The following is a 25490-nucleotide window of genomic DNA, read 5'->3' on the forward strand; positions in this document are numbered from 1 at the left end:
TACCGACTTTCCTGTTGATAGTTCATAGGCAGATGTTACAGTGGGCCGGGTGAGTTGACCGGTACCGTAACAGGCAGCTGAATATTACCATGAGTGTTAAGAGAGTGTCACCCCCTAAACCTACGAGAACTGACAAGAGTCCGGCCCGAAGGCCTGCTGTGCGCCGGAGAATCTATACCGAAAAACACATCTCGATTTTCCTGATCATCATCTGTCTGCTGCAGACGGCATTTCTGGGCAGTCTGCTGTTTCTCCTCATCAGCCTGCGGATGCCCGATATCAGTTCGGTTGCCGAATATCAACCTGCCCAGGCGAGCATCATTTACGACAGTCAGGGCCGGATCGTCGAGCGAATGTTTACCGAAAACAGAACGGTAATACCTCTGGCGAAAATGTCACCCTTTCTGGCGAAGGCCTTTGTTGCCGCCGAGGATGGTCGCTTCTATGAACATCCCGGGCTGGATTTTTTTTCTGTTCTGCGCGCGGCAATCAATAACTTTCGTGACGGAGCGAGAAGCCAGGGCGGGTCGACCATCACCCAGCAGGTCGCCAAGTCATTACTGTTGACGCCGGAAAAGACCTATGTCCGGAAATTTAAGGAAGCCATCCTTGCCTGGCGGATTGACAAGCTGCTCAGCAAGGAAGAGATCCTCTTCATCTATCTCAATCAGATCTATCTTGGCGAAGGGGCCCATGGGGTTGAGGCGGCCGCGCAGATCTATTTTGATAAAAGTGCGAAAAGTCTCCATCTTGGTGAATGTGCCCTGCTGGCCGGTTTGCCCCAGGCACCGAGTCGATACTCACTTTTTGACCATCTCGACCGGGCGGTGGAACGGCAGAAATATGTTCTCAACCGGATGGCGGCAGACGGTTATGTCACTGCGGATGCGGCCAAAAACGCTTATGCTGAAGTCATTACCTTAAATTCTCGCAGCCAGCAGGCTACCGACGAAAATGGCTATTATCTCGAGGTGGTCAAAAAGCAGGCTCGTGAACTCCTGCACAGACCGCTGCAGACGGCCGGGGCCAGGATATATACCCATCTTGATACGAGGATCCAGGCCCAGGGACTTGCGGCGATACGCAGCGGAGTGAGAGCGAGCCTGAGTCGGCAGACCTTGACAGGGAATTCCATCGGCGCTGTTCCCCAGGGCGGTCTGGTGTGCATTGAAACAGCACCGGCGCGGGTGAGAGCCTTGGTCGGCGGTACTTCCTTCAAAAAATCTCCCTTTGATCGGGCGAGCCAGGCCTTAAGACCTGCAGGGTCGACCTTTAAACCTTTTGTTTTTGCCGCGGCATTAAAACAGGGATGGTCCCTGCATTCGCCGATCGACGACAGCCCTATCACTATCACCGGCAGGAACGGGAAAAGCTGGAGTCCAAAGAATTACGGCGGTAAGTACCATGGGCAGACGACACTGGCCGATGCCCTGGCGCATTCCCTCAATGCGGCAACCGTACGCATCATGCAGAAAACCGGCACTAAAGAGGTGCATGAAATTGCTCGGAAAGCAGGATTTACCGCGAAACTGCCGGCGGATCTCTCGCTTGCACTCGGGTCGGCGGATGTAACACTGCTGGAGATGACTGCCGCCTATACCCCCTTTGCCGGAGACGGTAGTTTTACCAAGCCGTCCTTTATCGGTAAAATTGTCCTGGCCGATGGCAGCGTTATGTATCCGGAAAATCAAAGACATCGACAGATGGTTGCCGGAGCGCAGGTGATGGGGCAAATGCGCTCTATGCTCAAAGGGGTGGTGACCAGCGGTACAGGCAAAAAGGCTGCCGATGTGCCTGGAATCAGGGGCGGGAAGACCGGGACGACCGATGAAAACCGTGATGCCTGGTTTGTAGGTTATGATGCACGGTACACAACTGGCATATGGCTCGGCAATGACCGCAATCAATCCATGGGCAAGCACGAAAGCGGCGGTTCGACAGCGGTGCCAGTCTGGCGTGATTTCATGTTGGCCGTTGGGAAAAATTGATTTTCTTTCAGCTAAAGATGCCTTTTAAGGTAAAGAAAAAGAGCATTGCCATGAGGGCTCCGGCGGGGAGGGTGACCAGCCAGGAGACGATGATGTTCAGAACGACTCTCAGGTCAAGTGCTCCGATGCCACGTGCCAGGCCTACTCCGAGCACCGCCCCGACAAGAATATGGGTAGTGGAGACCGGCAGACCCGTACGGGAGGCAATAACCACGGTCATCGCCGCCGCTAGTTCGGCACAGAAGCCGCGGGACGGGGTAAGCTCGGTAATTTTTTTACCAACGGTCAACATAACCCTGTAACCAAGGGTGATCAGGCCAAGGACAATACCGCCACCACCAAGCAGAAGAATCCATAGAGGCGTGGCCGATGTCTGCATAACCTCTCCACCGGAACTGATAATACTATAAACGGCCGCAAGGGGCCCGATGCCGTTGGCCACATCGTTTGAACCGTGGGCAAAGGCCATGGAGCAGGCAGTAAAGAGCATCATGGGCGTGAAAACTTTTTCCACGCTGGCATAGCTGAACGATTTATTCGCACTTGGATCGTCCTTGACCTTGCGGATAAATGACCAGCCGATGGTTGCCGTCAGTAACCCGAAAAGGGTTGCGACAATGAAGCTTTCGATGGTGGTAAGTTCCAGATGCAGATGACTGAGCCCTTTAAAGAGAGTGACCAGGGAGATAAAAAATCCTACCAGGAAAATATACATCGGGGCATATTTCTTGGCATTTTTAAGGGGAGTGTCGGTGTTGAATATGAGTTTTCTCGTGCTCATCACCAGCAAAAAAGAAAAAGTACCACCGACAACCGGAGAGACTATCCAGCTCATGACCACACTGCCGACCTTGCCCCACTTCACTGCTTCGGGACTGATACCGACTATGGCAAAGCCGATAAGGGCGCCGACAATAGAATGGGTGGTGGACACCGGCCAGCCCTTGGCGGAGGCGATCATCAACCATACCGCCGCGGCAAGCAGGGAAGCCAGCATGCCATAGATGAGAATTTCCGGATTGTTGATAATTTTACTCGGATCGATGATCCCTTTCCTGATGGTTGAAGTAACGTGGCCCCCGGCGAGGACGGCACCGAGAAACTCAAAAACCATGGCGATAATGATAGCCTGCTTGACCGATACGGCGCCGGCACCGACCGATGTGCCCATGGCATTGGCCAGATCGTTCGCGCCGATTCCCCAGGTCATATAGAGACCGAAAATAACTGCCAGAATCATCATGGCGGTTCCATATGCAGCAATGATTTCCATTGGAATCCTCGTCTATTATTTAGAAAGAAAAAGAAGCAGTCGATCGGCTAGATTTTCTGATTGATCGGAAATGAGTCCAAGCAGATCAATGATCTGGTACCAGAACATGACCGAAACCGCATCAAGGTCTTTTTCCAGGGAAAACAGTTTCTTTTTGATCCGGTGCATAATCCCATCGATGTTATGCTCGCTTCGGCGAACTCCGGCAATCATTTTTGATACTTTTTCGAGTTCCCGGCCGGCAAAGCCCACTTCAAGCAGCTCATCGAGCTGTTCGATCATCTCCCTGGCAGCGGCGGCAATCTCTATTGTGCCTTCTAAAAGCTCATCCAGCAGCGGCTTGAGTTGCTCGGGGACCACCATTTCCCGGAAGAGAAAGGTTTTAGCGATATCTTCCGCGGTGTCGGCGATCTTGTCCTGGTCGCCGATGAGGCTGAGAAGATCCTTGCGGTCAACGGGGAGAAAAAGAGATTTCGGCATGTTCAAACGGAAGGTCGATTTCAGTTTGTCGGCCTCGGTCTCGAGCTCTTTTATTTGTGTGGCAAATTCAAACACCTGCGTGTTGTCTTCCCGGTAAACGGCATCAAAGAGCGGGGGAATCAGACAGACACAGGAGAAAACCTTCCTCATGTGCTCCTGTATCGGTTTAAAGGGTGACCCGCGAAGGAGTCCGGAAAGATGACGATTGGACATTATGGGCATGATGCTTCAACCTCCTGTGCTCAATGTATCCCTTTGAGTACGTTTGTGTCGATAAAATGAACGGTTGCAAAGCGGGGGTGCATGAGCCGTTTTACTATCGGCGTACCATGAGGATAGTGTTTGATTTGACAGCTTCATTACAAGGTTTACCAGGAAAGTCAATCGTTATTTCAAAGCATTGATCAGATCGGTGAGTGGTTCCGCCGGAAAGGTTATCGGCATAAACCTGTTGCCGGTCTGAATTAGGACGCTTGGTCCTGCGGTATGTGCACTATAAATAATGTGGTGGTTTTTGATCGCGCCGGCATGCAGCCAAAAACTGCCGAAGGGGTCCATTGGGGTGTGGCCGGCAACGACTCTGGTCTTTGGCGATCGATCAAGGCATTTTCTCAGGTTTTTCACATCCCTCTTCGTGTACCCTGCCGGGTGATTCGGCAGTTGCAGCCGGTTGTTTGACAGCTCTCGTGCCAGCTTGTCATTGTCAACAATATTGATCAGATCCTCCTTGGTGAAAATTCCCCGGGGAGGGCCGGCATGGCAGGCAATAAAACTATCGGAGCAGATGATATACGGCAAGCAGTTGTAGAAAATTTGCATCTCCTCAACATATGCCGGGCCGCGATATTTCAGGAGCGTCTCCCTGAAGAGAGCCCCTTGAGGGACGCCGTGTTTGACGATTTCCGGATCAAAGTCGTCATGGTTGCCCCGGATGTAGAAGACATTGTCGGGAAATTTGAGTTTTAATTGAAAAATCAAATCCATGATAAGCATTGAGGTGTCGAATTTGTCCATCTCGCCGGCGTTTTCCGAATGGGTTGCATCGCCGAGGATGATGAGATTTGCCGTTTTCATGCGCAGACAACTGAGCAGGCAGTTCTCGCTGAGAATCTTCAGGAAATTGTCGACCTGGGCATGCAGGTCGCCGACAATCACCGGGGTGGCCTTATTGGTAATTTCCACCAAGCCGCCGGGGTTGCCGGCCTTGTTTTTCGGGCGAAACGGATCGTTGCGGAGCAAGCCATTAACTGCCTGTATGGTCTGCAGGGCTCGGTCTGGAGGCAGGGGGGCAATTTTTTGGCCGTAGATCCGGCGAATCTCAAGCAGAGCGTTCAGCCTGCCCCGCTCCAGGCGTTCCCGGTAGTCGAGATCATCGAGTCGGACGATTTTTGTTTCTCGGTCGGAACTCAAGGGAGTGAGGATGAGATCTCCTCTTCTATTGGTAATACTCACGTGTCGTTTAGCCACGGAATCGTTGAAGTGGAACAGCTCACTGTACTGGTCGTTAGTATGGCCCAGAACTATGGTCTCCCCCACGCGAATTCGGACAAAACCATGTATATTTCTGCTGGAACAGCCCTGTTCGGTATTGATGATCCAGTTTTTGTGGGCGGCTTTCCTCTTTACGCCAAGGGCTATTTCCGGCTGAAAGCGCAATTGTATGTCGCCAACGGTCAGTTCAAAGCATTTTCCGTCATGGGCAACTCTTCCTGCGGATGTCAGTGGTTGCGGCCTGCTGCCGAGGATCAGCCATTGGATTGGATAGTGCCGGCGAAAAAGCCATTTCCAGCCCCTGATGCTCCTCAGGCTGGGTCGTTTCAGTGTCTGGTCCAAGGTCCAGCGAGGGACGCTGGTCACGCCTTTCTCGGCGATGCGCATCGGCGGTTTGGTGAGACTTTTTCGTATATAGACATTGATGCCGGCCCGGTGCAGATAGAGGGCGACCTCTCGGTACACCGCCACCTGTTGTCGTACCATCTCGAGGCTGAGTTTTTCGTCGACGGGGAAATAGCCCTGACTCTGACGGGCGACCCGCTGCTGGTAGATGGTTGTCGGGCTTGGAATGAGAAACTCAAAGATATATCTGTCGCGCCAGTTGGTTTGCAGAAAGTTTTTTTTCAGAGGTGGAATTTTTATCCGACTACAGTCCAATTCGAGAGGAGTCATACTGTGTAACCACTCTTTATCAAAGACCGTCAGCGCCTCCTTAAAGCCATGAAAGGGCAGTCCGAGGTGAACCTCGCGGGGGCGAAAGACCAAAGATTGATCCTTCCACCAGCCTTGCTGGGTCAGGTCGAGATAACCCTCATTGGGCCATCCACGTATCTGTTCAATATAATACGATTTTCCGGCCCCCGGAGGGCCGGTGACGATAAGTTGCAGAAATTCCAGACCAATGGGCAGATCGACGCCGCGAATGTTTTGTAATTCCTTGATCGGTTCAAGAATTTTTTTCAGAGGGTCGGAGTGCATTCCAAAAGAGGTATCGAAGATTTGGACGGTAAGGGCATAGTGCTCCGCATAACCTGGAGACAACCTCTAGAAGAGTGTCATGAGCAGGGGAGAAATATACCAACTTTTATGCGAGTATACACCCAGACTCCCTGAAAAGAAAGTCCATGAATTTCTAAGAGAAAACTCTTGAAGGCAGCTGCCGTCTGAGAGAGACAGCGCCAGTTATGAAGTGTCCATTTGTCTTATCCGCAGACAAGGGCACATGCCTATGCCCTTTGGCCTGAGGGACAAAGGGCATGTGTCTGGAGAAACGATAAACTACAGGTACCTTTAAAAAGCGTTCATAGTCCAGATACCGCAAGGGCAGGTGTCGGCACAGAAGCCGCAGGCGATACATTTTTTATCGTCTGAAACATATTCATAGTCATTTTCCAAACCAGACGCAGAGCCACCGCTCCTTGAGCCGAATTCGAGCTCTCTTCGACTGATGGCCCCGGTGGGACAGATCGTTTCACAGAGATGGCAGTCGCGGCAGGAGGCACAGGAGAGGCACCGATTGGCCTGGTCCGTTTCCGTGTTGCCGACCTCGACGGGAATGTAATGGGTGATAGTCAGAGCCTTCTGGGGGATGACCTGTTTATCAAAAGGTTTCCAGTCAAGACCCTGACAATCGGCAATGATGTAGTCTGCGGCAGTTTTGCCGGCACCCAGTGCATGGGTGGCCAGACCGGGTCTTTCGACATCGCCGACCGCGAGGACCTTGGCGTCCGAGGTGAGATGGGCCTTGTCCGTGGTCACCCAGGCCGCTCCGCCAACGGTGATGGTCTCGATTGTTTCCGGGAGAAAGGAGAGGGCGGGAATATCACCAATGGAAATAATGACGGTCTGCGCCGGAATCAGTTTGCCTTCCGTGGTCCAAAGCCCCTCTTCGGTCACCTCCCTGGTGACGACCGGCCAGGTGAATTGAGCGCCAAGTGCCTCGGCGGCTTCCTTTTCTTTACCAAAAGCGAGAGGTTTTTGGATATCAACCAGGGTCACATGCTCCGCGCCAAGACGGTATGCTTCGCAGGCGACATCGCAACCGACGTTACCGGCACCGATTACAACCACCTCCCGGCCGACAGACATCGGCGTGTCGGTTTTGGCCTTTATGAGAAAATCAAGCGCGGTAAACACCTTCTCGCTTCCCGGGAAGGTTAATTTTCGGGGAACATGGGTTCCGACCGCCACGACCACATAGTCGAATTCTTTTTGCAATGCGGCAAACTTTTCTTTGGTCATTGCCACGCCGAGATTGATGAAAATGTTCGGCGTTTCCAGGAATCGCTTCATTTCCTGGTCCCAGATGGCCTGAGATAGACGTTCCCAGGGAATGACCTGGGCGAGCTTGCCGCCGAGTTTGTTGTCCTGCTCAAAGATATGCGCTTCGATGCCGGCCAGAGCCAGTTGCCAGGCCACATTCATCCCGGCCGGACCGCCACCGATGACGGCCACCTTTTTGCCAAGAGGCTTGGCTGGCGCAGGTGCTGCGACAGCATTCACCGACCGGCCGAGAACCTGGACATCAATCGGCTCATCGACTCCCCGACGGGAACAGTTTTCCATACAGAGATTAGGGCAAACCGCCCCGCAGACCGAGGCCGGCAAAGGTGTATAGCGAAGAAGCATTTCATAGGCTTCATCGATCCGGCCCTCGCGGATAAGCCGTAATCTGTCTACCGTCGGTATATGTACCGGACAGTAGTAGGTACAGGGGGCCGCCGACTCACAGTTGGCCCAGTAGGGTTTTTTTCGACGCAGGTCATCGGTGACAATGGTGTCGATGACACTGCGGTCAAGGCCAGGCGCCAGATCCCGTAAGGGATCACCGCCAAAGGCCTTGTTCCAGTGCTCGTTTCTGAACTCGGCCATCGGCATCGGGCCGGCAAACATCAGCGCCCTTTCCTGGGGGGTGATCGGCATAAGCACCTGCCATTCTTCCCGCCTGGTCAGGGTTTCCAGGAGATCGGAGCGGCGGATTTTGGCCAGATAGTCACCGATGTTCTCCGTGAGCCATTGCCACTGTTCATCGTCCGGGACGGTCATTTTCGCGTTCGTTTTGGAAAATGAATTATCTGTCTTGCCGCGGAAATAGATAATGCCGCCAACCATTCCGACACAGGGCCGGTAGCCGAGAACATTGGCCGGGTTTTTCGCATTGATGCCGCAGACCACGGCTATGCCGCCGCAATTGAACTCGGCGAAGGAGTCGCCAGTCGACCCGAGGACCCAGAGTTCCGGTCGTTGGTACTCCGGGTTCCATTTGGTCATGGTCAGACCACGGGCGCCGATGGAACCGCCGATGAAGACTTTGCCGTTGGCCATGGCATTGCACACGCCATTGGTCGCATCACCGAGAACGGCTATTTCCGCGCCAATGTTCAGATATCCGACGTCATCGGAACTCGCACCCTCACAAATAATTGTCGTGCCGGGCATACCCATCGCACCGAGCCGCTGTCCGGAAGGGCCTTGGACGGTGATTTTCAGTCCCTCTTCCCTCTGCAGTCGAATACCGATATTGTGTTGACCGAAAGATTCGAGGGTAAGGTCGGACGACGCAGCTGCCGCCCGCCGCACCATTTTCTCAAACTCCATCGAACCGATGCGCGCACCTTTTTCATTTCGACCTTTTACAACTGTAGTAGCCACTGGAAACTCCTTATAACAGATGTGCGGAAGGCTTTTGTTTTTCTTCCGGCCATCCTTTTAAATTCTCTTGTCGTCTAGCAGATGTACCTGATCTGCAGTCTGTCCGCAGCCGCCTGGTCGGCAATACCGATGGCGTCGGACATGCCGATCGGTAAACTCTGGGATCTTCCCAGCGGCGCCATTATCTTTTTGACCTCGGTGTTAATGGACATAAAGACATCGGCCACCCGTTCGGCCACCTTGTCGGGATCGAGCCGGCGATACAGCTTGGCATTCTGGCTGGTGATACCCTTTGGGCATATGCCGAGATTGCAGACGTTGCAGCGGTTCTTCTCGTTCCCCAGACAGCCGGCGGCAGCCTGCATGATATACTTGCCGATATGCACCCCGGAGGCGCCGAGCATGACCATCGCCATGCCGTTCTGGGCAACGTTGCCGTTTTTGCCGATGCCGCCGGCGGCGAAGATCGGAATTTCATTCTGCTTGCCCTGGGCGGCAAGATCGAGATAGCAATCCCGGACGCAGGAGGCGATCGGGTGGCCGGTGGCATCCATCGACACGTTGTAGGCCGCACCGGTACCCCCGTCGATACCATCGATCATCAGGCCTCCGGCATAGGGGTTGCGGACCAGGTTGTTGAGAACGGATTTGGCCGAGGTCGAAGCGGAGATCTTCGGATAGACCGGCACCTTATGGACAAAGGCAGTGGAAAGGGTCTGCATCATCTTCATGACGCTTTCTTCGATGGAGTAGAGGGTCTGGTGCACCGGCGGCGACGGCAGGTCCACTCCCTCGGGGACACCACGCAGGCGGGCGATCAGCTTGGAAACCTTGTACCACATGAGCAGGCCGCCATCGCCTGGTTTCGCGCCCTGGCCGTATTTAATCTCGATTGCGGCGGGATCGCACTGCATGTCCGGAATTGCCCGAATGATTTCATCCCAGCCGAAATAGCCGGAGGCAATCTGCAGGATGATATATTTCAGGTACGGGCTCCTGAGTACCCAGGGCGGACAGCCGCCTTCTCCGGTACACATGACGACGGGGATGCCGAGAACTTCGTTGCAGTAGGCGACGCCCTGGAGCAGGCCGAGCCACATATTCGGCGACAGAGCGCCAAAAGACATGGAGCCGATGATAAAAGGAAATATCTCGCGGGTGGCGGGAATCCAGCCGCCATCTAAGGTACGGGCGAGGAAATCTTCCGGGGAGAGTATCCGGCCGAGCGTCGTGGTGACATTGAACTCATGTCTGCCGGCATCGAGCGCCGGATCGGTAAGCATGGAGATCCGGTTAAACATGATCCGGTCAAGCAGGGTTGGCCCGCTGCTGTTTCTGCGGCCGCCCCGTTTCATCGGCTCACCCTTGCGGTTGTCAAAGAAGACCGTGCGGTTTTCGTTGGTGCCGGGGACCGGGGTTATCGCCTCATTGGGACAGACCATCGAACACATGCCGCAGCCGATACAGAGTTTGGCTGGATCAGTTTCCTGACGGATACCGGTAAAGGTCCGGTAATCGTTGCCGCGCTTGGTATTAAAGACATCGAGTTTTGGCACTCTCTGCCGCATATGCGCCAGCCGGATCGCCTCTTTCGGGCAAACCGCAGTGCAATGGCCGCACAGGGTACACCTGTCTTCCCGGTGTTCAATAATCCAGGGCAGATCTGTTCTGGTCAGGCTGCTAGGGGTAATGGAAACGGATCGTACTGAGACCATATTTCTAATTCCTTTCTATGTGGGGGGATGATAACTGTATGTTCACGCATCGGTTGAAAATCGAGAGAGGGGTCTCGATCCGGCACCATGGCATCGACGCCGCAGATCTCGGAGGCAATAGCCCAGGCTCCCTCTCGACCGCCAACCGTTGCCGGCCGCAGTTTTTTCTGGTCCATGACCAGCAGGCATGTTTCGTCGGGCAGCGTACCGATAACCGCGTTCGGGCCATCAATGATCAACCGTTTACACACCTGGCGTAATCCGGCGAGAAATTCTCCCTGGGGATGTTCCGCCAGTTCGGTCTTACTGAGCGGTGTGATAATATGTTTGTATGCCTGCAAAGGAAGTTTCAGTTTTTTCAAGGTGTAGTGGAGAATGTGGGTAAAGACCTCACTGTCACTCTGGTATCCGGTATAACCGGGGAATTTTTTGCCGACCAGCCAGTCACGAATGGGGACAAAAGCGGTGTTCTCGCCATTGGTCATGGTCGATATGCCCTGAATAAAGAAGGGATGGCAGGCATAGAGGTTGATCCCATAGTTGGTGTTCTGCCGGCCCTGGGCCATGCAGACACGGGATTTTATCTGGCCGTCGTGGAGACAGAGGGCGTCGCCGATCTGCATTGGCCAGCCTACCTCCTTGATCATGGCAACATCCGGAAAAAATGAGAAGATGGTAATATGGTCTTCCTCTGTGTCGAGGTTTCTGAGGGCCAGGCGGGTGCGCAGCATCTCCGCCTCTCTTACTTCGTCGCTTTGATCCCGGAAGGCAACCGGCATCCTGTAGGCCCGGAGGAAATAGCGATGGCGGTCTGCCGCCTCAATCAGCTCCGGTTGCATGTGAAAACGGTGGTCGTATTTCAATTCATACCCCTGTTTTTCCATGTATTCGGTAAGCCGTTTCCATGCTCTCTCCGTATGGGCAATTCCCGACAGAATCGGGAATCTTGGATCATACTTAAAATCTGCAAACTCCATACCGCGGAGCAGCAGACCGAGTCCGGATCCATCGTACCCTTCCTGCATGGCTTCCATCGCCGTGAGAACCTCATACGGCGAAAAGGGTTCATTGGCGGTCTTCAGGGCTAAACGACACATGTCTTTCTCCTGATGCTTGTGAAAATAGGTTATTGGCTCAGATAAACGTCTGTCGGATGCAGATCTGCTGGGATTCCTGCTGGATAAACAAAGACAAAAACGTATGAACAGATCATTTTATTTATCTAGTTATAACAAAAAAGTCAAGAATATTGCTTAAAGGATAAAATACGCCTGTTCCAGGGTGCTTGCGGCAGTAATCCTTGATAAAGTAACCCTGCGCAGGGCGAAAAAGAGGGGGCGTTGAGAAAAAACGGCAGATCAATCAGGGGCAGCGGGAAGACGTTGTACTGTTAAAAAACAGTAAAAAAATACGGCAGATCCGCAGTGTTGCGGATGCTGCCGTATGGCTTTAAAGAAGGGAAAGGGGAGAAAGGGAGGAGGAAAAGTGACCAGTTATTTGAGAATATTTTCCATCTTGCCGAAGTTTTTTACCTGGTCAACCTGCTGTTTGACCTCTGCTGCTTCCTTAACTCCTGGGATATCATTGATAATTTCTTTACCGCCTTCTTCAACATCGCGCAGTCCATTTTTGAATGAACTGATCGCTTTACCCAGGCCGGCACCGATTTCCGGGAGCTTTTTTCCGCCAAAAACGAGAAAGGCAATGCCTAAGATGACTATAAGTTCCGGGGTTCCAAGACCAAACATTGTGCTCTCCTCCAATTACCGCATGTTGTCCCTGACAAGCAGTGATTTTAATAAAAACGCCTTATCAGGCTTTGTTGTCGTGTTCTTTTTCTTCTTCGTTTATTTTTTTCGGATCATCTTCTTTTTTGGTGGCTTCTTTGAAGTTTTTGATCCCTTTTCCAATGCCCGAACCTATTTCCGGGAGTTTGCCAGCGCCAAAGATGATTACTATTATTACAAGAATAACGATCAGTTCCGGCATTCCTAGTCCAAACATATATGTACCTCGTCAAAAATTCTATGAATAAACCGAAGTTTCTTTCTTTTGAAAGCTCGTTGGAAATATCCTCATGCACATGACATTAGAGTAGTCACCTGCACTTGTCAAGGTTCGCATCAATTCGGCGATGGATCTTCAGCGATGAAACAGCACCGCCCTATAATCGCAGGGCATTTTTTGCAACAAATTCCTGAATTTTTTTCATGTCGGCCTCCATAAGTTCGCAGCGGGCGGGTTTGTCGGTAATGTCGATGAGGCACTCCGGGATAGAGGGAGCGGTGCCGATGGCTGCTTCGACCACTGTGCTGAATTTGGCCGGATGGGCGGTGGCCAGGCAAATCATGGGCACCCCGACTGTCTTGCACTGTTGTGCGGCTTTTACCCCGACTGCCGTATGCGGGTCGAGGATATAGTCATGCTGTTTGTAAAACGAGGCAATGGTTTCGGAAACAGCAGCTTCGGAGATAGATACAGCCACAAAATCCCGGCGAATCTGATCCTGGTAGCCGGAGAGATCAATTTTACCGTTGGCAGCGAATTCTTCCATCAGGTCACGGGTACGAGCTGTATCGCTGTCCATGAGATAAAAAAGATAGCGCTCAAAATTAGAGGCGGCCTGGATATCCATAGACGGGCTTGAGGTGATTTTAACCTCGCCCAGCGAGTAATCGCCTTTATTGACAAATCGACTCAGGATGTCATTGTCGTTAGTCGCCAGCACCAGCTGACGTATGGTTCCGGCGGGAAGCATTTTCCTGGCAATAAATCCGGCGAAGATGTCACCGAAGTTACCGGTTGGAATGGAAAAATCAACGGATGAATCCTTTTCATGCTTGATCACATGCAGGCAACTGTGGACGAAGTAGACAACCTGGGCGAGGACCCGGGCCCAGTTTATCGAATTGATTGCCCCGAGGTGGTACCTGTTTTTGAATTCAATATCGCTGAATATTTTCTTGATGATGGTCTGGCCATCGTCAAAGGAGCCACGGATGGCAATATTGAAGACATTGGCGTCGAGTACCGTGGTCATCTGTTTTTCCTGAATCAGGCTTACCCGTTGGTGCGGATGCAGGATAAAAATATTCATCCTTTCCTTGCCGCGAACGCCGTAGATCGCTGCGGATCCGGTATCCCCGGAAGTTGCGCCGAGGATATTGAGAACCGACTGTTTTTTCTCCAGCAGATACTCGAAAAGGTTACCGAGAAACTGCAGGGCCACATCTTTGAAAGCCAGTGTCGGGCCATGGAACAGTTCAAGAATATGCAGATCTCCCTTGTGCACGAGAGGGGTGACTTCCTCGGCTTTAAAGGTCGTGTAGGAGCGGTTGATGATCTTTTTCAGGTCGCTGACGGGAATGTCGTCGACGAATCGTGACATGACCTCGAAAGCCAGTTCGGCATAACTCAGTTTTTGCCAGGAATTCAGAGTGTCACTGCCGATTCGCGGAATGGTGCGGGGCAGCAGCAAGCCGCCATCTTCAGCCAGTCCCATCATGACGGCTTCGGTAAAAAGAATGGGGGAAATTCCTCCCCTCGTGCTTAAGTATTGCATAATCCTAGTATTTTCTCATTTGTTGTCAACAGATTCTTACCGGAGGTCTATGGCTTCGGGTGAGGGTTCTATCTCTATACGCTTACCTTCAGACCAGAGTCCCTCCAGGTCGTAAAATTTCCGCTGTTCATGGTAAAAAATATGGACGACAACATCATCAAAATCGAGAAGGACCCACATGCCCTCCCGGAGGCCTTCCGCGCTGCTTGATTTTATTCGCTTTGACCGTAAATGCGCCTCGATTGTTTCGGCCAGGGCCTGGACGTGCCGAGTTGATTTTCCATTCATGATTAAAAAATATTCCGTGAAGGAAGTCAGACCACGTACATCCAGGATAAGCAAATCTTCAGCTTTCGTGTCCAGCGCTGCCTTGGCACAGATTTGTGCCAATTCGAGGCCGCTCAAGTTTTGATACTCTTTTTTTATTTGTCTCATAATTATTTGTTCCCTTTTCTTTCAGGGCTGTCAATTTTTTTGTTCCTTTTGTTTTGATTTCCTTGGCGGAAATTCAAAAGTTACTTTACCATTTTTTGCAAGAACCAGATAGGCATCAAACGGCCTTCTTTTTTTTGAGATAAAACCTTCGATCAATTCGGTCCTGCCTTGCGAGAGAAGCTGTCTGATATTCTCTTCTGTTATCTCCTTGGAAAGAATTATTCTACTGATTTTTAGCCCTTTCTCATCTCCGTTGAGAGCGGATTCGGACATAAAGGCCATTGGCGTGGCAAAGACCTTCGTGTCATCGATCGGCGAAGTACCTAAAGAAGGACTCTGTTTTATGGCATCAATATCGAGATCGGCGTTTGAATCTGCAAACATAAACTCAATTTTATTTTCGGCAAGTCGAACCGAGGCAGTAAAAGGTTTGCCTTTTTTAGATCTGAAATCACTGAAAGGTCCGATGGTCTCACCTTTCAGCAGGGCGACGACGTCGGCCTCGGACAGCATGCGACCTCCGAGTATTTTTCGAATACTTATTTTCTGGTCTTCCGAGATATAGGCGGTCGGGGAGGTGAAAATACGGATGTTGTTGACCGGGCTGAAAGGCGCCTCCTGGCGCACTTCGTCGCTTTCAAAATTTTTCACCTGCTCGATGATGTGCCGGGTCATCGACCTGATCTCCTCCATGAATTTATCGCGGGTGAATTCACCTTTGAGGATCTGGTTGAGCTTGAATTCCCATTCGCCGGTCATTTCCGGGGAGGCCAGCACCTCAATTTTCATGGCCTCCAGCAGAGCCAGCAGTTCAAAGGCCTTGCCGGTAGGGGTAAGATCCTTGCCTTCTCGAACGACATATTTTTCTTTGATAAGCTTTTCAATTATGGCGGCTCTGGTGGCGGGGGTGCCGAGGCCCCGTTCCTTCATCGCATCGGCGAGCTCATCATCTTCAACCAATTTGTCGGAGTTTTCCATCGCCGAGAGCAAGGTCGCCTCGTTGAATCGCGCCGGGGGTTTAGTCTCCTGGTCCTCTTTGTCTATAGTGCGGCAGATGATCGCTGCGTTTTTGGGCACCGGGGCGAGGATTTTGTCCTGACCGTCGCCGCCGACCGTGCCGTAAATGGCCTTCCAGCCGGCCTCAAGTAATATCTTTCCTTCGGTGAGAAAGATCTCTTCCTGCACGTACGAATACCGTTTGGTGTTCTGGAATTCGGCCGGTGGAAAAAATACCGCCAGAAAACGCTGTGTCACCATCTGGTAGATCTTCAATTCGGGTTCCGAGAGATTGGTCGGCAGAAGAGTGGTGGGGATAATGGCGTGGTGATCAGAGATCTTGGCATTATTGAAAATACGTGTGTTCGGCTGGACATAATTTTTATCCAGCGCCTGCCTGGCAAATTTACCAAGCTTCCAGTCAAGTTGGCTCTTCAGGGTATTTTTAACGGTAGGGATATAGTCTTCAGGAAGATGTTTACTGTCGGTACGGGGATAGGTCAATACCTTATGTCGTTCGTACAGTGTCTGGGCGAGGCCCAAAGTGTTCTTCGCCGAAAAGCCAAACCGGGAATTGGCCTCGCGCTGCAGTGACGTTAAATCGTAGAGCTGCGGCGAACTTTGCGAGGTCCTTTTACTCTCTTCCTGTATCGTAGCCGGTTTGCCGGTACACTTTGCTATAATGGCATCGGCATCTTCGATTTGCCAGATTCGATCCGCTTTTTTATAGGGGTCCTGTGGATCTTTCACAAAGGATTCGTTTATCCATTTACCCTCATACGAATCGTCGTCGAAAGTAAAGTGCCCCAGCAGGTTCCAATACGGGCGAGAAACAAACTCGTATCGAGCACGTTCGCGCTTGACCAGCAGGGAAAGTGTCGGTGTCTGGACCCGGCCGCAGGGAGTAAGGAAAAAGCCGCCACGGCGGGAATTGAAGCCGGTCAGTGCCCTTGTCGCATTAATGCCTATCAGCCAATCTGATTCTGACCGGCACAGTGCGGTGTCCTCCAGCGGTTGCAGTTCTTCATTTTCACGCAAGGCAACAAATGCACTTTTAATCGCATCGACGGTCATTGACTGCAGCCATAAACGTTTAAATGATTTTTTGGCGACGGAATTGTTCCAAACAAATTTAATGATATATTTGAAAATCAATTCACCTTCACGGCCGGCATCGCAGGCGTTGATGATCTCTGTGACGTCTTTGCGGCGGATCAGTTTCTGCAGCGCATTCAATTGCCCTTTCGTGCCGTCAAGGGCCTTGAGAGGAAAGGTTTCCGGCAGGATCGGCAAGGTGTTCATATCCCATTTCTGATATGCCGGATCGATCTCTTCCGGGTAACAGATGGAGACAAGATGACCAATGGCATAGGAAACGATGTACTTATCCCCTTCAAAGTGGGTTTTTTCCTTTTTGAATTTGCCGGGCAGCACTTTAACCAGATCGGCGGCAACGCTGGGTTTTTCTGCTATTATAAGAGTTTTCTCTGTCATGAAATCGAGTATTGGTCCAGTTAAAGAAACGGTTCAACCAGGTCTGAGTTAAGGGTGATGTGATGTTGTACATTAACGTATCAGCACAATATATTTCTTTGGGAGGGTGATATTGTACAACATTACACAGAGATATCGCTGCTGCTGACCTGAGACGCAGTAAACGATGCAACGTTGGAAGGCACTCGGAACAGTCGTTTAAATAAAGGCACAACTGGTGTTTGTCAAATAGAATTTGAAACAGCGAGAGGAAACAGAGGTACAACCACAGGGTAAAAAACGGCAACTAAGTTGCCATGATTCTGCACTTAGTAAAACACCGGCAACACCTTTGGGCTTGACATTACCTCAATTTTGTGGTTGATTCTTCTCCGTGTAATTCTTTTTGCACCATGTTCAGGTATTGTTTCCGGTGGATTTTCAAAAAGGTCATGTTCCGGTTTTTTGATCAAGGCTTGAGTTGATCGGCTATACCTCCTGTTGCTTTTTTGTTGCGGGACGGTTTTGAAAGTGGGCTTTGCCCGCTTTTTTTTATGCCCGCATATTGGTCGTGGTGGTTTTTTGCAATGAAAAAGATCTGTTCTTCCAGATGGCAAGGCATAGGAAACTGAGGTACACGTAATGAGTGAATTGATAATCGATAAATTACGGGATTTTCTGCAGGGTCTCTTGCCGACCATGGAGCTTGAACTCTTTGATGTTCAGTTTCGCCGGGAAGGCCACGGCTGGGTCCTGCGCGTTTTTATCGATTCGGAAGCGGGTGTGACGCTTGAGGACTGCAGCAAGGTCAGCCGTGAATTGGGTCGTTATCTTGATGTGGAAGATTTCATCGATCATGCATACCATTTAGAAGTGTCCTCTCCTGGTCTGGAAAGACCGCTGAGGTCTGTTGACGATTTTACTCGTTACTGTGGCCGGAAGGCCAGGGTTAAAGTACATGAAGCTATCGATGGCGAAAAGGTGTTCGAAGGCACGATTGAAAAGATTGAAGATGAGCTGATATATTTACGGCTCGACGACGGCCGTTCCATACAGTTTTCTTTTGAGAAGATAAACAAGGCCAGGTTGGCAATTTAAGCAGAAGGGACCATCTTGTTTGCACAATGCAATGTTCTCCGCATGTCGGAGCTGAAAGTCATAATGACGGAGTAAGAGAATGCTATCAGATTTGAAACGTATAATCGACCAGATCAGTAGAGATCGTGGTTTTGATAAAACATTACTGATAGAGGCCATCGAAGAGGCGGTTCAGTCTGCTGCCAGGAAAAAATTCGGCAGCCGTCGAGATATGGAAGTTCGTTACAACGAGGAATTTGGTGAAGTAGAGGTCTTCCAGTTTAGAATAGTGGTTGAAGAGGCGGAAGACGAGCAGACGGAAATATCTTTTGATGAAGCCAGAAAACTCGATCCCGAAGTACAACTTGGTGATGAGCTTGGTGAAAAGATGAAGGATATCGCTGATCTGGGCAGAATAGCTGCACAGTCAGCCAAGCAGGTTATCATTCACAGAATGAAGGATGCTGAACGGGAAGTCATTTACGACATGTTCAAAGATCGTGTCGGCGAGGTGGTCAGCGGCATAGTGCAACGCTTCGAACGGGGCAATATGATCGTCAACCTTGGGCGGACGGATGCAATTTTGCCGAAAGATCAACAGATTCCCAAACGTTCTTTTAAGCAGGGCGATCGGATCAGGGCCTACCTGAAAGAGGTGCGGCAGACCAGCCGAGATTCACAGCTGATTCTGTCCAGGACCTGTGATGAATTCCTCGGAAAACTTTTCGAGCTGGAAGTGCCGGAAATGGCTGAAGGAATCGTTCGGGTAATGGGTGTCAGCCGGGAACCCGGCTTTCGGGCGAAAATAGCGGTAAGTTCTTCCGAGGGCGACGTCGATCCGGTGGGCGCCTGTGTCGGCATGAAGGGGTCGCGGGTGCAAAATGTCGTGCAGGAATTGCAGGGTGAGCGTATCGACATAGTCACCTGGAGTCCTGATCCAGCTAAGTATGTTTACAACGCGCTGGCTCCTGCCCATGTCAGTATGGTTATGGCCGATGAAGATGCCAATTCGCTGCTGGTGGTTGTGCCCAACGATCAACTTTCCCTGGCCATCGGCCGACAGGGCCAGAATGTTCGCCTTGCTTCCAAACTGATTGGCTGGCGCATAGATGTGAAAAGTGAGCAGCGGTACAATAATCTGTCGAATGAGGGCTATCAGTCGCTGCTGAAACTCCAGGGTGTTGATGAATCTCTGGCCGACCAGTTATTGGCTAAAAATATTTTTTCCACGGCGGTACTTGCCGAAAAAAGTGTCGAAGACCTTATCGTCATACGATCCATTGATGAAGAATTTGCAAAAAGATTGATCGAAGAAGCGAAGACAATACCCTTTGTGGCCAAAGAAGCACAACCGCAGGATATTGCCGAGGCCACCGAAGAAAAAGATGAGGTGCCGGTTGCTCAAGCAGAGGAAGTGGATGTTGTCCCTGCAGAAACAATGCACGAAGATGAAGGGGCGGAAGAGACGGATAGCGTCGATACCCCCAAAGAATGACAGCATCACTGCGAACCTGTTGCTCATGCGGCAAAAAAAAAACGAAACAGTCGCTGCAGCGTTATGTATGGAAAAATGAAAAGGTAGAGCCTGATCCCAGACAAATACTACTCGGGAGGGGTGTCTATTGTTGCAAAGATGGGCAATGTATAGAGCTGTTTTTTGACAAGAAAAAAAAATGGAAAAGATTGTTTCGTCTTTGAATAGAGAGATTTAAAATGATTCATCAAGGATTGGGCGGATACGTTCACCTCGGTAGCTTGATGGATGAAATGACTGTTGCGATGCAATACGGGAGTAAAGGATGAGCAGAATCAGGGTGTATGAGTTGGCCAAGGAGGCCGGCATGAGCAGTAAAGCGTTGACGGATAAACTTATTGAACTCGGCTTTGATATCAAAGGCCACAGTTCATCTGTTGACGACGAAACGGCTGAAACGATTCGGAAGACTATTCTGAAATCGACAAATACCAAGCTTGTTGAAAAGCGTATTGACAGCAATAAGGATGGCCCAACAGTGATCCGGCGTCGAGCAACCGTCATACGGCGCAGACCGCAGGTTGTTGAGGAGGCCCCGGAAGTCGAACCGGAAGTCCAGCCGGAAGTCGTGGCAGCAAGAGAAAAGACTGAGGAACAGGCACCGGTTACTGTGGCTGTAGAGGAAGAGATCAAAGAGATTTCTCTGCCTGAAACCACGCATGCAGCCGAGAAAGAGCAAGCTGCCACTGCTGAACCTGCAGCAGACGTATCCGCCGCAACAGAGACCAAAGAGTCGGAAGTCGTCACCGAACAGGAACAGGCTCCTGCAGCCGAAAAAGAGTCGCAGCAACAAGAGCCGGGCGGGGTGAAAGTCAGCACCTTTGCTGAAGAACAAACCGGCGACCTGGCTCCGATGGAAGCCGGGGCAACAGCTGAAACAAAAAAACATGCTGAGGTTCGGCCGGTTAAGAAAGGCAAGCCAGCTGTGCAGAAAAAACCGATGGCGAGAGTGATACGCACCATTGAACTGCCTGGTATGGTTGAGCAACAGCAAACACCATCCCGTCCGGAGAAGAAGAAATTCGTCAAGCCGGTCTCAACGCGACCGTCTGCTCCTGCTCCTTCCAGAACCCCGGCGCCTCCTGTAGCTGATGATAGCGGACGCCTGAAGAAAAAAGGCAAGAAAAATATTCCGGTCAAAGAAGACAAGACTATCGAAGCTCGTCGCGGAGTGAAGAAGGTTCAGAAGAATGTAAAATTCACCCATTTTGCTCAAGATTATCAGGGGACTGAAGGTGGAAGGCGTGGCAAAAGAAGTAGAAAGGCCGCTAAAATTATCTCGCCGCCGGCTGAAATGAAGGCCAGTAAAAAACGATTTAAGGTGTATGACGCTATCACTGTTGGTGATCTTGCCCAGCGGATGAAAATTAAAGCCAGTGATGTCATTGCCAAATTAATGGGACTTGGGGTGATGGCGACCATCAACCAATCTGTTGATACGGAGACTGCAATACTCATTGCCGCCGATTTTGATTATGAGGTCGAGCAGGGCATCACCGAAGAAATCGGCATGCAGATGCTCAACGAGTCGGAAGAAGGTGGGGTAAAAAAGACCAGGTCGCCGGTAGTGACGGTAATGGGTCATGTCGATCATGGAAAAACCTCAATCCTTGACGCAATTCGCAAAACCGATGTTGCAGAAGGTGAAGCTGGTGGAATTACGCAACATATCGGCGCCTACCGTGTGCGATCGGCCTCGGGAGATGTTACTTTTGTCGATACGCCGGGCCATGCCGCCTTCACGGAAATGCGTTCCCGCGGCGCCCAGGTAACCGACATTGTCGTTCTTGTCGTCGCCGCCGACGATGGCGTCATGGATCAGACCCGGGAGGCTATTCATCATGCCCAGGCTGCCGATGTGCCGATTCTTGTCGCAGTGAATAAGATAGATAAGGAGAATGCCGATATCGACAGAGTCAAGCGGGAGCTTTCCGACTTGAACCTCATGCCTGAAGACTGGGGCGGTAATACGATATATTGTGAGACTTCAGCCAAGAAAAACATCGGTATTGATAATCTTCTCGAATCTATTCAATTGCTGGCAGAAGTCCTTGAACTGCAGGCTGACAGCACAAGGAAGGCACGAGGGCGAGTCCTTGAGGCCCAGCTGCATAAAGGCCGGGGACCGGTGGCGACCGTTCTCATTCAGGATGGCACCTTGCATCTCGGCGAATATTTTGTCGTCGGACAGTTCAGCGGCAAGGTCCGGTCCATGCTCGACGATAAGGGCCGAAAAATCAAGGAGGCCGGGCCGTCAATTCCTGTCGAAGTGCAGGGGCTGTCCGGTGTGCCGAGCGCAGGCGATGAATTCATCGTTGTCACCGACGAGAAGATGGCCAGAAATGTTTCCCAGGTACGATCCCTCAAGGCCAGAGAAAGTGAGCTCGGTGCGAACAGTAAGATTTCTCTGGATAAACTGTTTGAACAGATGAGCGAAGGCGAAGTGCAGGAGCTGCGCGTTGTTCTGAGGGCCGACGTGCAGGGTACCTTGGAGGCCTTTGCCAAGGCTGCGGCAGATCTGTCCACCAAAGAAATCAAGGTAAGGATTCTTCACGAGGGGACCGGCACGATTACTGAGTCGGATATTCTTCTTGCCTCGGCATCCGATGCGATTATCATCGGTTTCAATGTCAGGCCGAGTGCCAAGGTCAAAGAGCTGGCCGTCAAGGAGAATGTCGACGTACGATCCTATGATGTTATCTATCACGCCTTGGACGATATACGTAAGGCCATGGTCGGTATGCTGGAACCCACCTTCGAGGAAGAGGTTATCGGTACCGCCGAAGTACGGGAAACTTTCAGCGTGCCGAAAATCGGCACCATTGCCGGCAGTTTTGTAATCGACGGGAAGATCCTCCGCACAGCCAGGATTCGGGTGTTACGCGACGGCGTGGTTATCTTCACCGGAAAGATTGAATCTCTCAGGCGGTTCAAGGACGATGTGAAAGAAGTGACTTCCGGTTATGAATGTGGTATCGGTGTCGAGAAGTTCAACGATATTAAAGTCGGCGATCATCTCGAGGCCTTTGTGATGAAGGAAATCGAGGCAACTCTCTCTTAAAAAAGGGTATAACGTGGCAAGCTGGGATCCAAAACAGACACTTGACTCCATCGGCATCGGTGGAAAAAATGAGCAAAAACGATCATCGAGGGTGGCGGAAGCTATCAGAAATGAGCTGTCTACTCTGTTGATCAGCAAGGTCAGAGATCCCAGGCTGCAGGGCGTACATATTTCACGGGTTGAAGTTCCAGACGATTTAAGCCTGGCCCGAATTTTTTTCACCGTTATGGGCGGAAAAAAAGAAATCAAGGAAGCGGGTATCGGTTTGGAGCGGGCAAAGGGGTTTATGCGCAGCCATATCGCCAAAACGCTCAATTTACGTTTTACACCAGCGCTTTTATTTCGATATGACACTATAGTGGAAAAAGTGGCGGAGCTGGATGGAATTTTTCAGGAAATTGCCAATGAAAGAAAATCCCAAGAGGATGATTCCTGAACGGATAATCCAAGAAATTAGCGCAAGCAGCAACATTGTGCTGTTCACGCATACGCATCCCGATGGAGATGCTTTGGGATCCTTGTTTGGTTTAGCAAATATTCTCGAAGCGCTCGGCAAGACTGTATTCTGTTTTTTAGAAGAACCAGTCTCTCATTTGTATGATTTCTTGCCTGATAGAGATAAAGCCCATACCAGCCTTGCTGAGTACCGATCCTTTATTGCCGCCGCCGGTGCAAATGTAATCAGTATTGCCCTTGATTGCGGTGATGAGGACCGGTTAGGTTCATCCAAACGTGAATTTCTGCAAAGCTCTCCCTTTGTGGTTATTGACCATCACCAGTCCCATGAAGATTTTGGTACGGCCAGGTGGGTTGAAATGACAAAATCCTCCACCGGCGAGATGGTGTATGAGCTGGCCTTGGCCCTTGGTGCTCCGATAAGTTATAACTGTGCCTATAATCTCTATGTCGCCATCTGCACCGATACCGGTTCTTTTCGTTATGAGGGGACGCGGCCCAGAACAATGCAGATTGCCGCCGAACTCCTGGAAAGGGGGGTGCGTCCGGACGAGGTCTGCCGGCATCTCTATGATAATTTCAGCCGGGAAAGGCTAAAACTGATGGAGATGGTTCTTTCGACCCTACGTACTGTCGAAGCCGACCAGATTGCCTTTATGCATGTGTCAAACCGTATGCTCGAAGAAAGTGGCGCTTCATTGCAGGATGTGGAAGGGTTTATTGATTTTCCAAGATCACTCCGTTCGGTGAAGGTAGCCGTTTTAATAAAAGAGGCAAATGATGATCTCATTTCGGTGAGCCTCCGGGCCAAGGGCAAGTGCGATGTGGCTGAAGTCGCCAAACTGTTTGAAGGTGGCGGGCATCGGAATGCGGCTGGTTTTCGTTGCAGCGGAAAATCGATCGAGCAGGTGCGTCTGGAATTAACGGATGTCCTCTCGAAGGCCTTGAAAGAAGAAAATTAAGCGCGTCTTTCGCTGATTCGCCGCTTTTATTGCAGGTTGTGATGTTTTCGAAAACGAAACTTGAGGGAGAGGCCGGTGTGTTTCTTGTTGATAAACCGGTCGACATAAGTTCTTTTGGCGTGGTAAGCCGGCTGCGCCGAATCCTGCAGATTAAAAAAGTTGGTCATGCCGGGACGCTTGATCCCTTTGCCACCGGGCTGCTCATCCTCTGTGCCGGAAGGCCGGCCACCAAGCTTATTTCGCGGTTCATGGACGGGCAAAAAGAGTATCTGGCCACCCTTCGGCTGGGGGTTGAAACAGCAACGCACGATACCGAAGGGACGGTGACAGCCCGCACTCCGCTCGGCGAGTTATCACCCCTTGAAGTTGAGGAATGTCTGCGAAAATTCAGGGGCAGACAAATGCAGGTGCCGCCGGCCTATTCCGCCCTGAAGCATAACGGCAAGCCGCTCTATTATTATGCCCGTAAAGGCATCGATATTGTTAAAGATGCCCGGCCGGTAGACATTTTCACCCTTGAGCGAACCGATGCGGGTCAAATGCTCTCCGGAGAGGAAGCGAAGCTTAGCATCAGGGTTGTCTGCAGTAAAGGCACGTATATTCGGACCCTGGCCGCAGATATTGGCAGGAGTCTTGGCTGCGGCGCACATCTTGTCCAATTACGGCGGACAAGATGTGGTTTCTTCTCGGTCGACGACAGTTTGACCTGGGATGATTTAAGCAGCGAGGAGGCATTGCAGCACTGCCGGCGCAGGATGATAACTATTGATGAGGTGTGTAAACTATTGCAATAATCACTCGAGTTGGCTAGTGTGTGCGTGATGTTTATAGTAACTTCTATCAATTGTCATTTTTTTCGTTCCCTCCTCGTGAGAAACGCAGCCGTGAAGACTTTTTTCAGGCACTAACAAGGTATCTAGCTGGTCTGCAGGGTTCGCCACCAAATTCGCAGACCAATTGTTGTAATGAGTAGATAGTTTTGAAAAAAGACTATAGAATATTGTCAAGCAATGAATGGTAACTAACAGATATTTACTATACAGTTTCAGGAGGATTGTCGTGGCACAGTCAGCAGTAAGCAAAAATGAGATTATCGAGAAATTCAAGATTCATCCAACCGACACCGGCTCGTCCGAGGTGCAGATTGCCCTTTTAACTGATCGTATTCAGTACCTCACCGAGCATTTTAAAGTGCATAAAAAGGACCATCATTCAAGACAGGGACTGCTCAAACTCGTCGGTCAGCGACGAAGTCTGCTTGATTATTTAAAGAAGAAAGACGTCAACAAATACAGAACGATGCTGCAGGAACTTGGTCTGCGTAAGTAAGGTT

General features: G+C 50.9%; 20 protein-coding genes. 9 read left to right on the plus strand and 11 right to left on the minus strand.

The features are described from left to right. Window positions 1–158: 158 nt before the first annotated feature. On the plus strand, window positions 159–1988 hold the full coding sequence (locus tag ACYQ8U_RS10370) for a penicillin-binding protein 1A (protein WP_459945468.1): 1830 nt from the start codon (window positions 159–161) through the stop codon (window positions 1986–1988). A 7-nt stretch (window positions 1989–1995) separates the two neighbouring features. On the opposite strand, the gene ACYQ8U_RS10375 is transcribed toward ACYQ8U_RS10370, so the two are convergent. From ACYQ8U_RS10375 to ACYQ8U_RS10425, 11 genes are all read right to left on the minus strand, one after another. Beyond that, window positions 1996–3261, minus strand: coding sequence for an inorganic phosphate transporter (locus ACYQ8U_RS10375; RefSeq protein WP_459945469.1), 1266 nt, complete (start codon window positions 3259–3261; stop codon window positions 1996–1998). Between the two features lie 15 nt (window positions 3262–3276). Further along, window positions 3277–3963 (minus strand): TIGR00153 family protein, encoded by a 687-nt coding sequence (locus tag ACYQ8U_RS10380; RefSeq protein ID WP_459945470.1) that lies wholly within the window; start codon window positions 3961–3963, stop codon window positions 3277–3279. A gap of 165 nt (window positions 3964–4128) precedes the next feature. Next, window positions 4129–6213, minus strand: a complete 2085-nt coding sequence (locus ACYQ8U_RS10385; RefSeq protein ID WP_459945471.1) for a metallophosphoesterase — start codon at window positions 6211–6213, stop codon at window positions 4129–4131. Between the two features lie 312 nt (window positions 6214–6525). Further along, complete coding sequence (locus ACYQ8U_RS10390) at window positions 6526–8886, minus strand: FAD-dependent oxidoreductase (protein ID WP_459945472.1); 2361 nt, start codon at window positions 8884–8886, stop codon at window positions 6526–6528. 74 nt (window positions 8887–8960) lie between these two features. Next, a complete protein-coding gene (locus ACYQ8U_RS10395) occupies window positions 8961–10601 on the minus strand; it encodes a glutamate synthase-related protein (protein ID WP_459945473.1) in 1641 nt (546 codons plus the stop codon). Continuing rightward, on the minus strand, window positions 10559–11698 hold the full coding sequence (locus tag ACYQ8U_RS10400; RefSeq protein ID WP_459945474.1) for a class II glutamine amidotransferase domain-containing protein: 1140 nt from the start codon (window positions 11696–11698) through the stop codon (window positions 10559–10561). The genes ACYQ8U_RS10395 and ACYQ8U_RS10400 overlap by 43 nt, the downstream gene beginning before the upstream one ends. A 396-nt stretch (window positions 11699–12094) precedes the next feature. Next, the gene (locus ACYQ8U_RS10405) at window positions 12095–12349 is read right to left on the minus strand and encodes a Sec-independent protein translocase subunit TatA/TatB (protein WP_459945475.1); all 255 of its coding nucleotides are present in this window, start codon (window positions 12347–12349) and stop codon (window positions 12095–12097) included. Between the two features lie 64 nt (window positions 12350–12413). Then, a complete protein-coding gene (gene tatA, locus ACYQ8U_RS10410) occupies window positions 12414–12605 on the minus strand; it encodes a twin-arginine translocase TatA/TatE family subunit (protein ID WP_459945476.1) in 192 nt (63 codons plus the stop codon). Between the two features lie 160 nt (window positions 12606–12765). Further along, entirely contained in the window at window positions 12766–14163 is a 1398-nt protein-coding gene (thrC, locus tag ACYQ8U_RS10415) for a threonine synthase (RefSeq protein WP_459945477.1), read from the minus strand. A 36-nt stretch (window positions 14164–14199) separates the two neighbouring features. Beyond that, window positions 14200–14598 (minus strand): ribosome silencing factor, encoded by a 399-nt coding sequence (rsfS, locus tag ACYQ8U_RS10420; RefSeq protein WP_459945478.1) that lies wholly within the window; start codon window positions 14596–14598, stop codon window positions 14200–14202. Between the two features lie 30 nt (window positions 14599–14628). After that, a complete protein-coding gene (locus ACYQ8U_RS10425; protein WP_459945479.1) occupies window positions 14629–17088 on the minus strand; it encodes a DNA topoisomerase III in 2460 nt (819 codons plus the stop codon). Window positions 17089–17709: 621 nt separating this feature from the next. Between ACYQ8U_RS10425 and ACYQ8U_RS10430 the strand changes: the two genes are divergently transcribed. From ACYQ8U_RS10430 to rpsO, 8 genes are all read left to right on the plus strand, one after another. Then, the gene (locus ACYQ8U_RS10430) at window positions 17710–18165 is read left to right on the plus strand and encodes a ribosome maturation factor RimP (RefSeq protein WP_459945480.1); all 456 of its coding nucleotides are present in this window, start codon (window positions 17710–17712) and stop codon (window positions 18163–18165) included. A 79-nt stretch (window positions 18166–18244) separates the two neighbouring features. Continuing rightward, the gene (nusA, locus tag ACYQ8U_RS10435; RefSeq protein WP_459945481.1) at window positions 18245–19639 is read left to right on the plus strand and encodes a transcription termination factor NusA; all 1395 of its coding nucleotides are present in this window, start codon (window positions 18245–18247) and stop codon (window positions 19637–19639) included. Then, the gene (locus ACYQ8U_RS10440) at window positions 19636–19842 is read left to right on the plus strand and encodes a DUF448 domain-containing protein (protein ID WP_459945482.1); all 207 of its coding nucleotides are present in this window, start codon (window positions 19636–19638) and stop codon (window positions 19840–19842) included. Before nusA ends, ACYQ8U_RS10440 begins: the two co-directional genes overlap by 4 nt. 101 nt (window positions 19843–19943) lie before the next feature. Further along, on the plus strand, window positions 19944–22739 hold the full coding sequence (gene infB / locus ACYQ8U_RS10445) for a translation initiation factor IF-2 (RefSeq protein ID WP_459945483.1): 2796 nt from the start codon (window positions 19944–19946) through the stop codon (window positions 22737–22739). A gap of 13 nt (window positions 22740–22752) precedes the next feature. Beyond that, a complete protein-coding gene (gene rbfA, locus ACYQ8U_RS10450; RefSeq protein ID WP_459945484.1) occupies window positions 22753–23175 on the plus strand; it encodes a 30S ribosome-binding factor RbfA in 423 nt (140 codons plus the stop codon). Then, window positions 23144–24157: a DHH family phosphoesterase gene (locus ACYQ8U_RS10455; protein ID WP_459945485.1), complete on the plus strand. Its 1014-nt coding sequence runs from the start codon at window positions 23144–23146 to the stop codon at window positions 24155–24157. The genes rbfA and ACYQ8U_RS10455 overlap by 32 nt, the downstream gene beginning before the upstream one ends. A 41-nt stretch (window positions 24158–24198) precedes the next feature. Next, window positions 24199–24951: a tRNA pseudouridine(55) synthase TruB gene (truB, locus tag ACYQ8U_RS10460; RefSeq protein WP_459945486.1), complete on the plus strand. Its 753-nt coding sequence runs from the start codon at window positions 24199–24201 to the stop codon at window positions 24949–24951. 265 nt (window positions 24952–25216) lie between these two features. Then, window positions 25217–25486, plus strand: coding sequence for a 30S ribosomal protein S15 (gene rpsO / locus ACYQ8U_RS10465; RefSeq protein ID WP_136813285.1), 270 nt, complete (start codon window positions 25217–25219; stop codon window positions 25484–25486). The last annotated feature ends 4 nt before the right edge of the window (window positions 25487–25490 follow it).

It is taken from the genome of Desulfocastanea catecholica (assembly GCF_054657295.1).

Bases quoted from the DNA above. Each gene is read 5' to 3' on its own strand.
- ACYQ8U_RS10375 (WP_459945469.1), bottom strand. From the start codon at position 3,261: ATGGAAATCATTGCTGCATATGGAACCGCCATGATGATTCTGGCAGTT.
- ACYQ8U_RS10380 (WP_459945470.1), bottom strand. From the start codon at position 3,963: ATGCCCATAATGTCCAATCGTCATCTTTCCGGACTCCTTCGCGGGTCA.
- ACYQ8U_RS10385 (WP_459945471.1), bottom strand. From the start codon at position 6,213: ATGCACTCCGACCCTCTGAAAAAAATTCTTGAACCGATCAAGGAATTA.
- ACYQ8U_RS10395 (WP_459945473.1), bottom strand. From the start codon at position 10,601: ATGGTCTCAGTACGATCCGTTTCCATTACCCCTAGCAGCCTGACCAGA.
- ACYQ8U_RS10400 (WP_459945474.1), bottom strand. From the start codon at position 11,698: ATGTGTCGTTTAGCCCTGAAGACCGCCAATGAACCCTTTTCGCCGTAT.
- ACYQ8U_RS10405 (WP_459945475.1), bottom strand. From the start codon at position 12,349: ATGTTTGGTCTTGGAACCCCGGAACTTATAGTCATCTTAGGCATTGCC.
- tatA (WP_459945476.1), bottom strand. From the start codon at position 12,605: ATGTTTGGACTAGGAATGCCGGAACTGATCGTTATTCTTGTAATAATA.
- thrC (WP_459945477.1), bottom strand. From the start codon at position 14,163: ATGCAATACTTAAGCACGAGGGGAGGAATTTCCCCCATTCTTTTTACC.
- rsfS (WP_459945478.1), bottom strand. From the start codon at position 14,598: ATGAGACAAATAAAAAAAGAGTATCAAAACTTGAGCGGCCTCGAATTG.
- ACYQ8U_RS10425 (WP_459945479.1), bottom strand. From the start codon at position 17,088: ATGACAGAGAAAACTCTTATAATAGCAGAAAAACCCAGCGTTGCCGCC.
- ACYQ8U_RS10430 (WP_459945480.1), top strand. From the start codon at position 17,710: ATGAGTGAATTGATAATCGATAAATTACGGGATTTTCTGCAGGGTCTC.
- nusA (WP_459945481.1), top strand. From the start codon at position 18,245: ATGCTATCAGATTTGAAACGTATAATCGACCAGATCAGTAGAGATCGT.
- ACYQ8U_RS10440 (WP_459945482.1), top strand. From the start codon at position 19,636: ATGACAGCATCACTGCGAACCTGTTGCTCATGCGGCAAAAAAAAAACG.
- infB (WP_459945483.1), top strand. From the start codon at position 19,944: ATGAGCAGAATCAGGGTGTATGAGTTGGCCAAGGAGGCCGGCATGAGC.
- ACYQ8U_RS10455 (WP_459945485.1), top strand. From the start codon at position 23,144: ATGAAAGAAAATCCCAAGAGGATGATTCCTGAACGGATAATCCAAGAA.
- truB (WP_459945486.1), top strand. From the start codon at position 24,199: ATGTTTTCGAAAACGAAACTTGAGGGAGAGGCCGGTGTGTTTCTTGTT.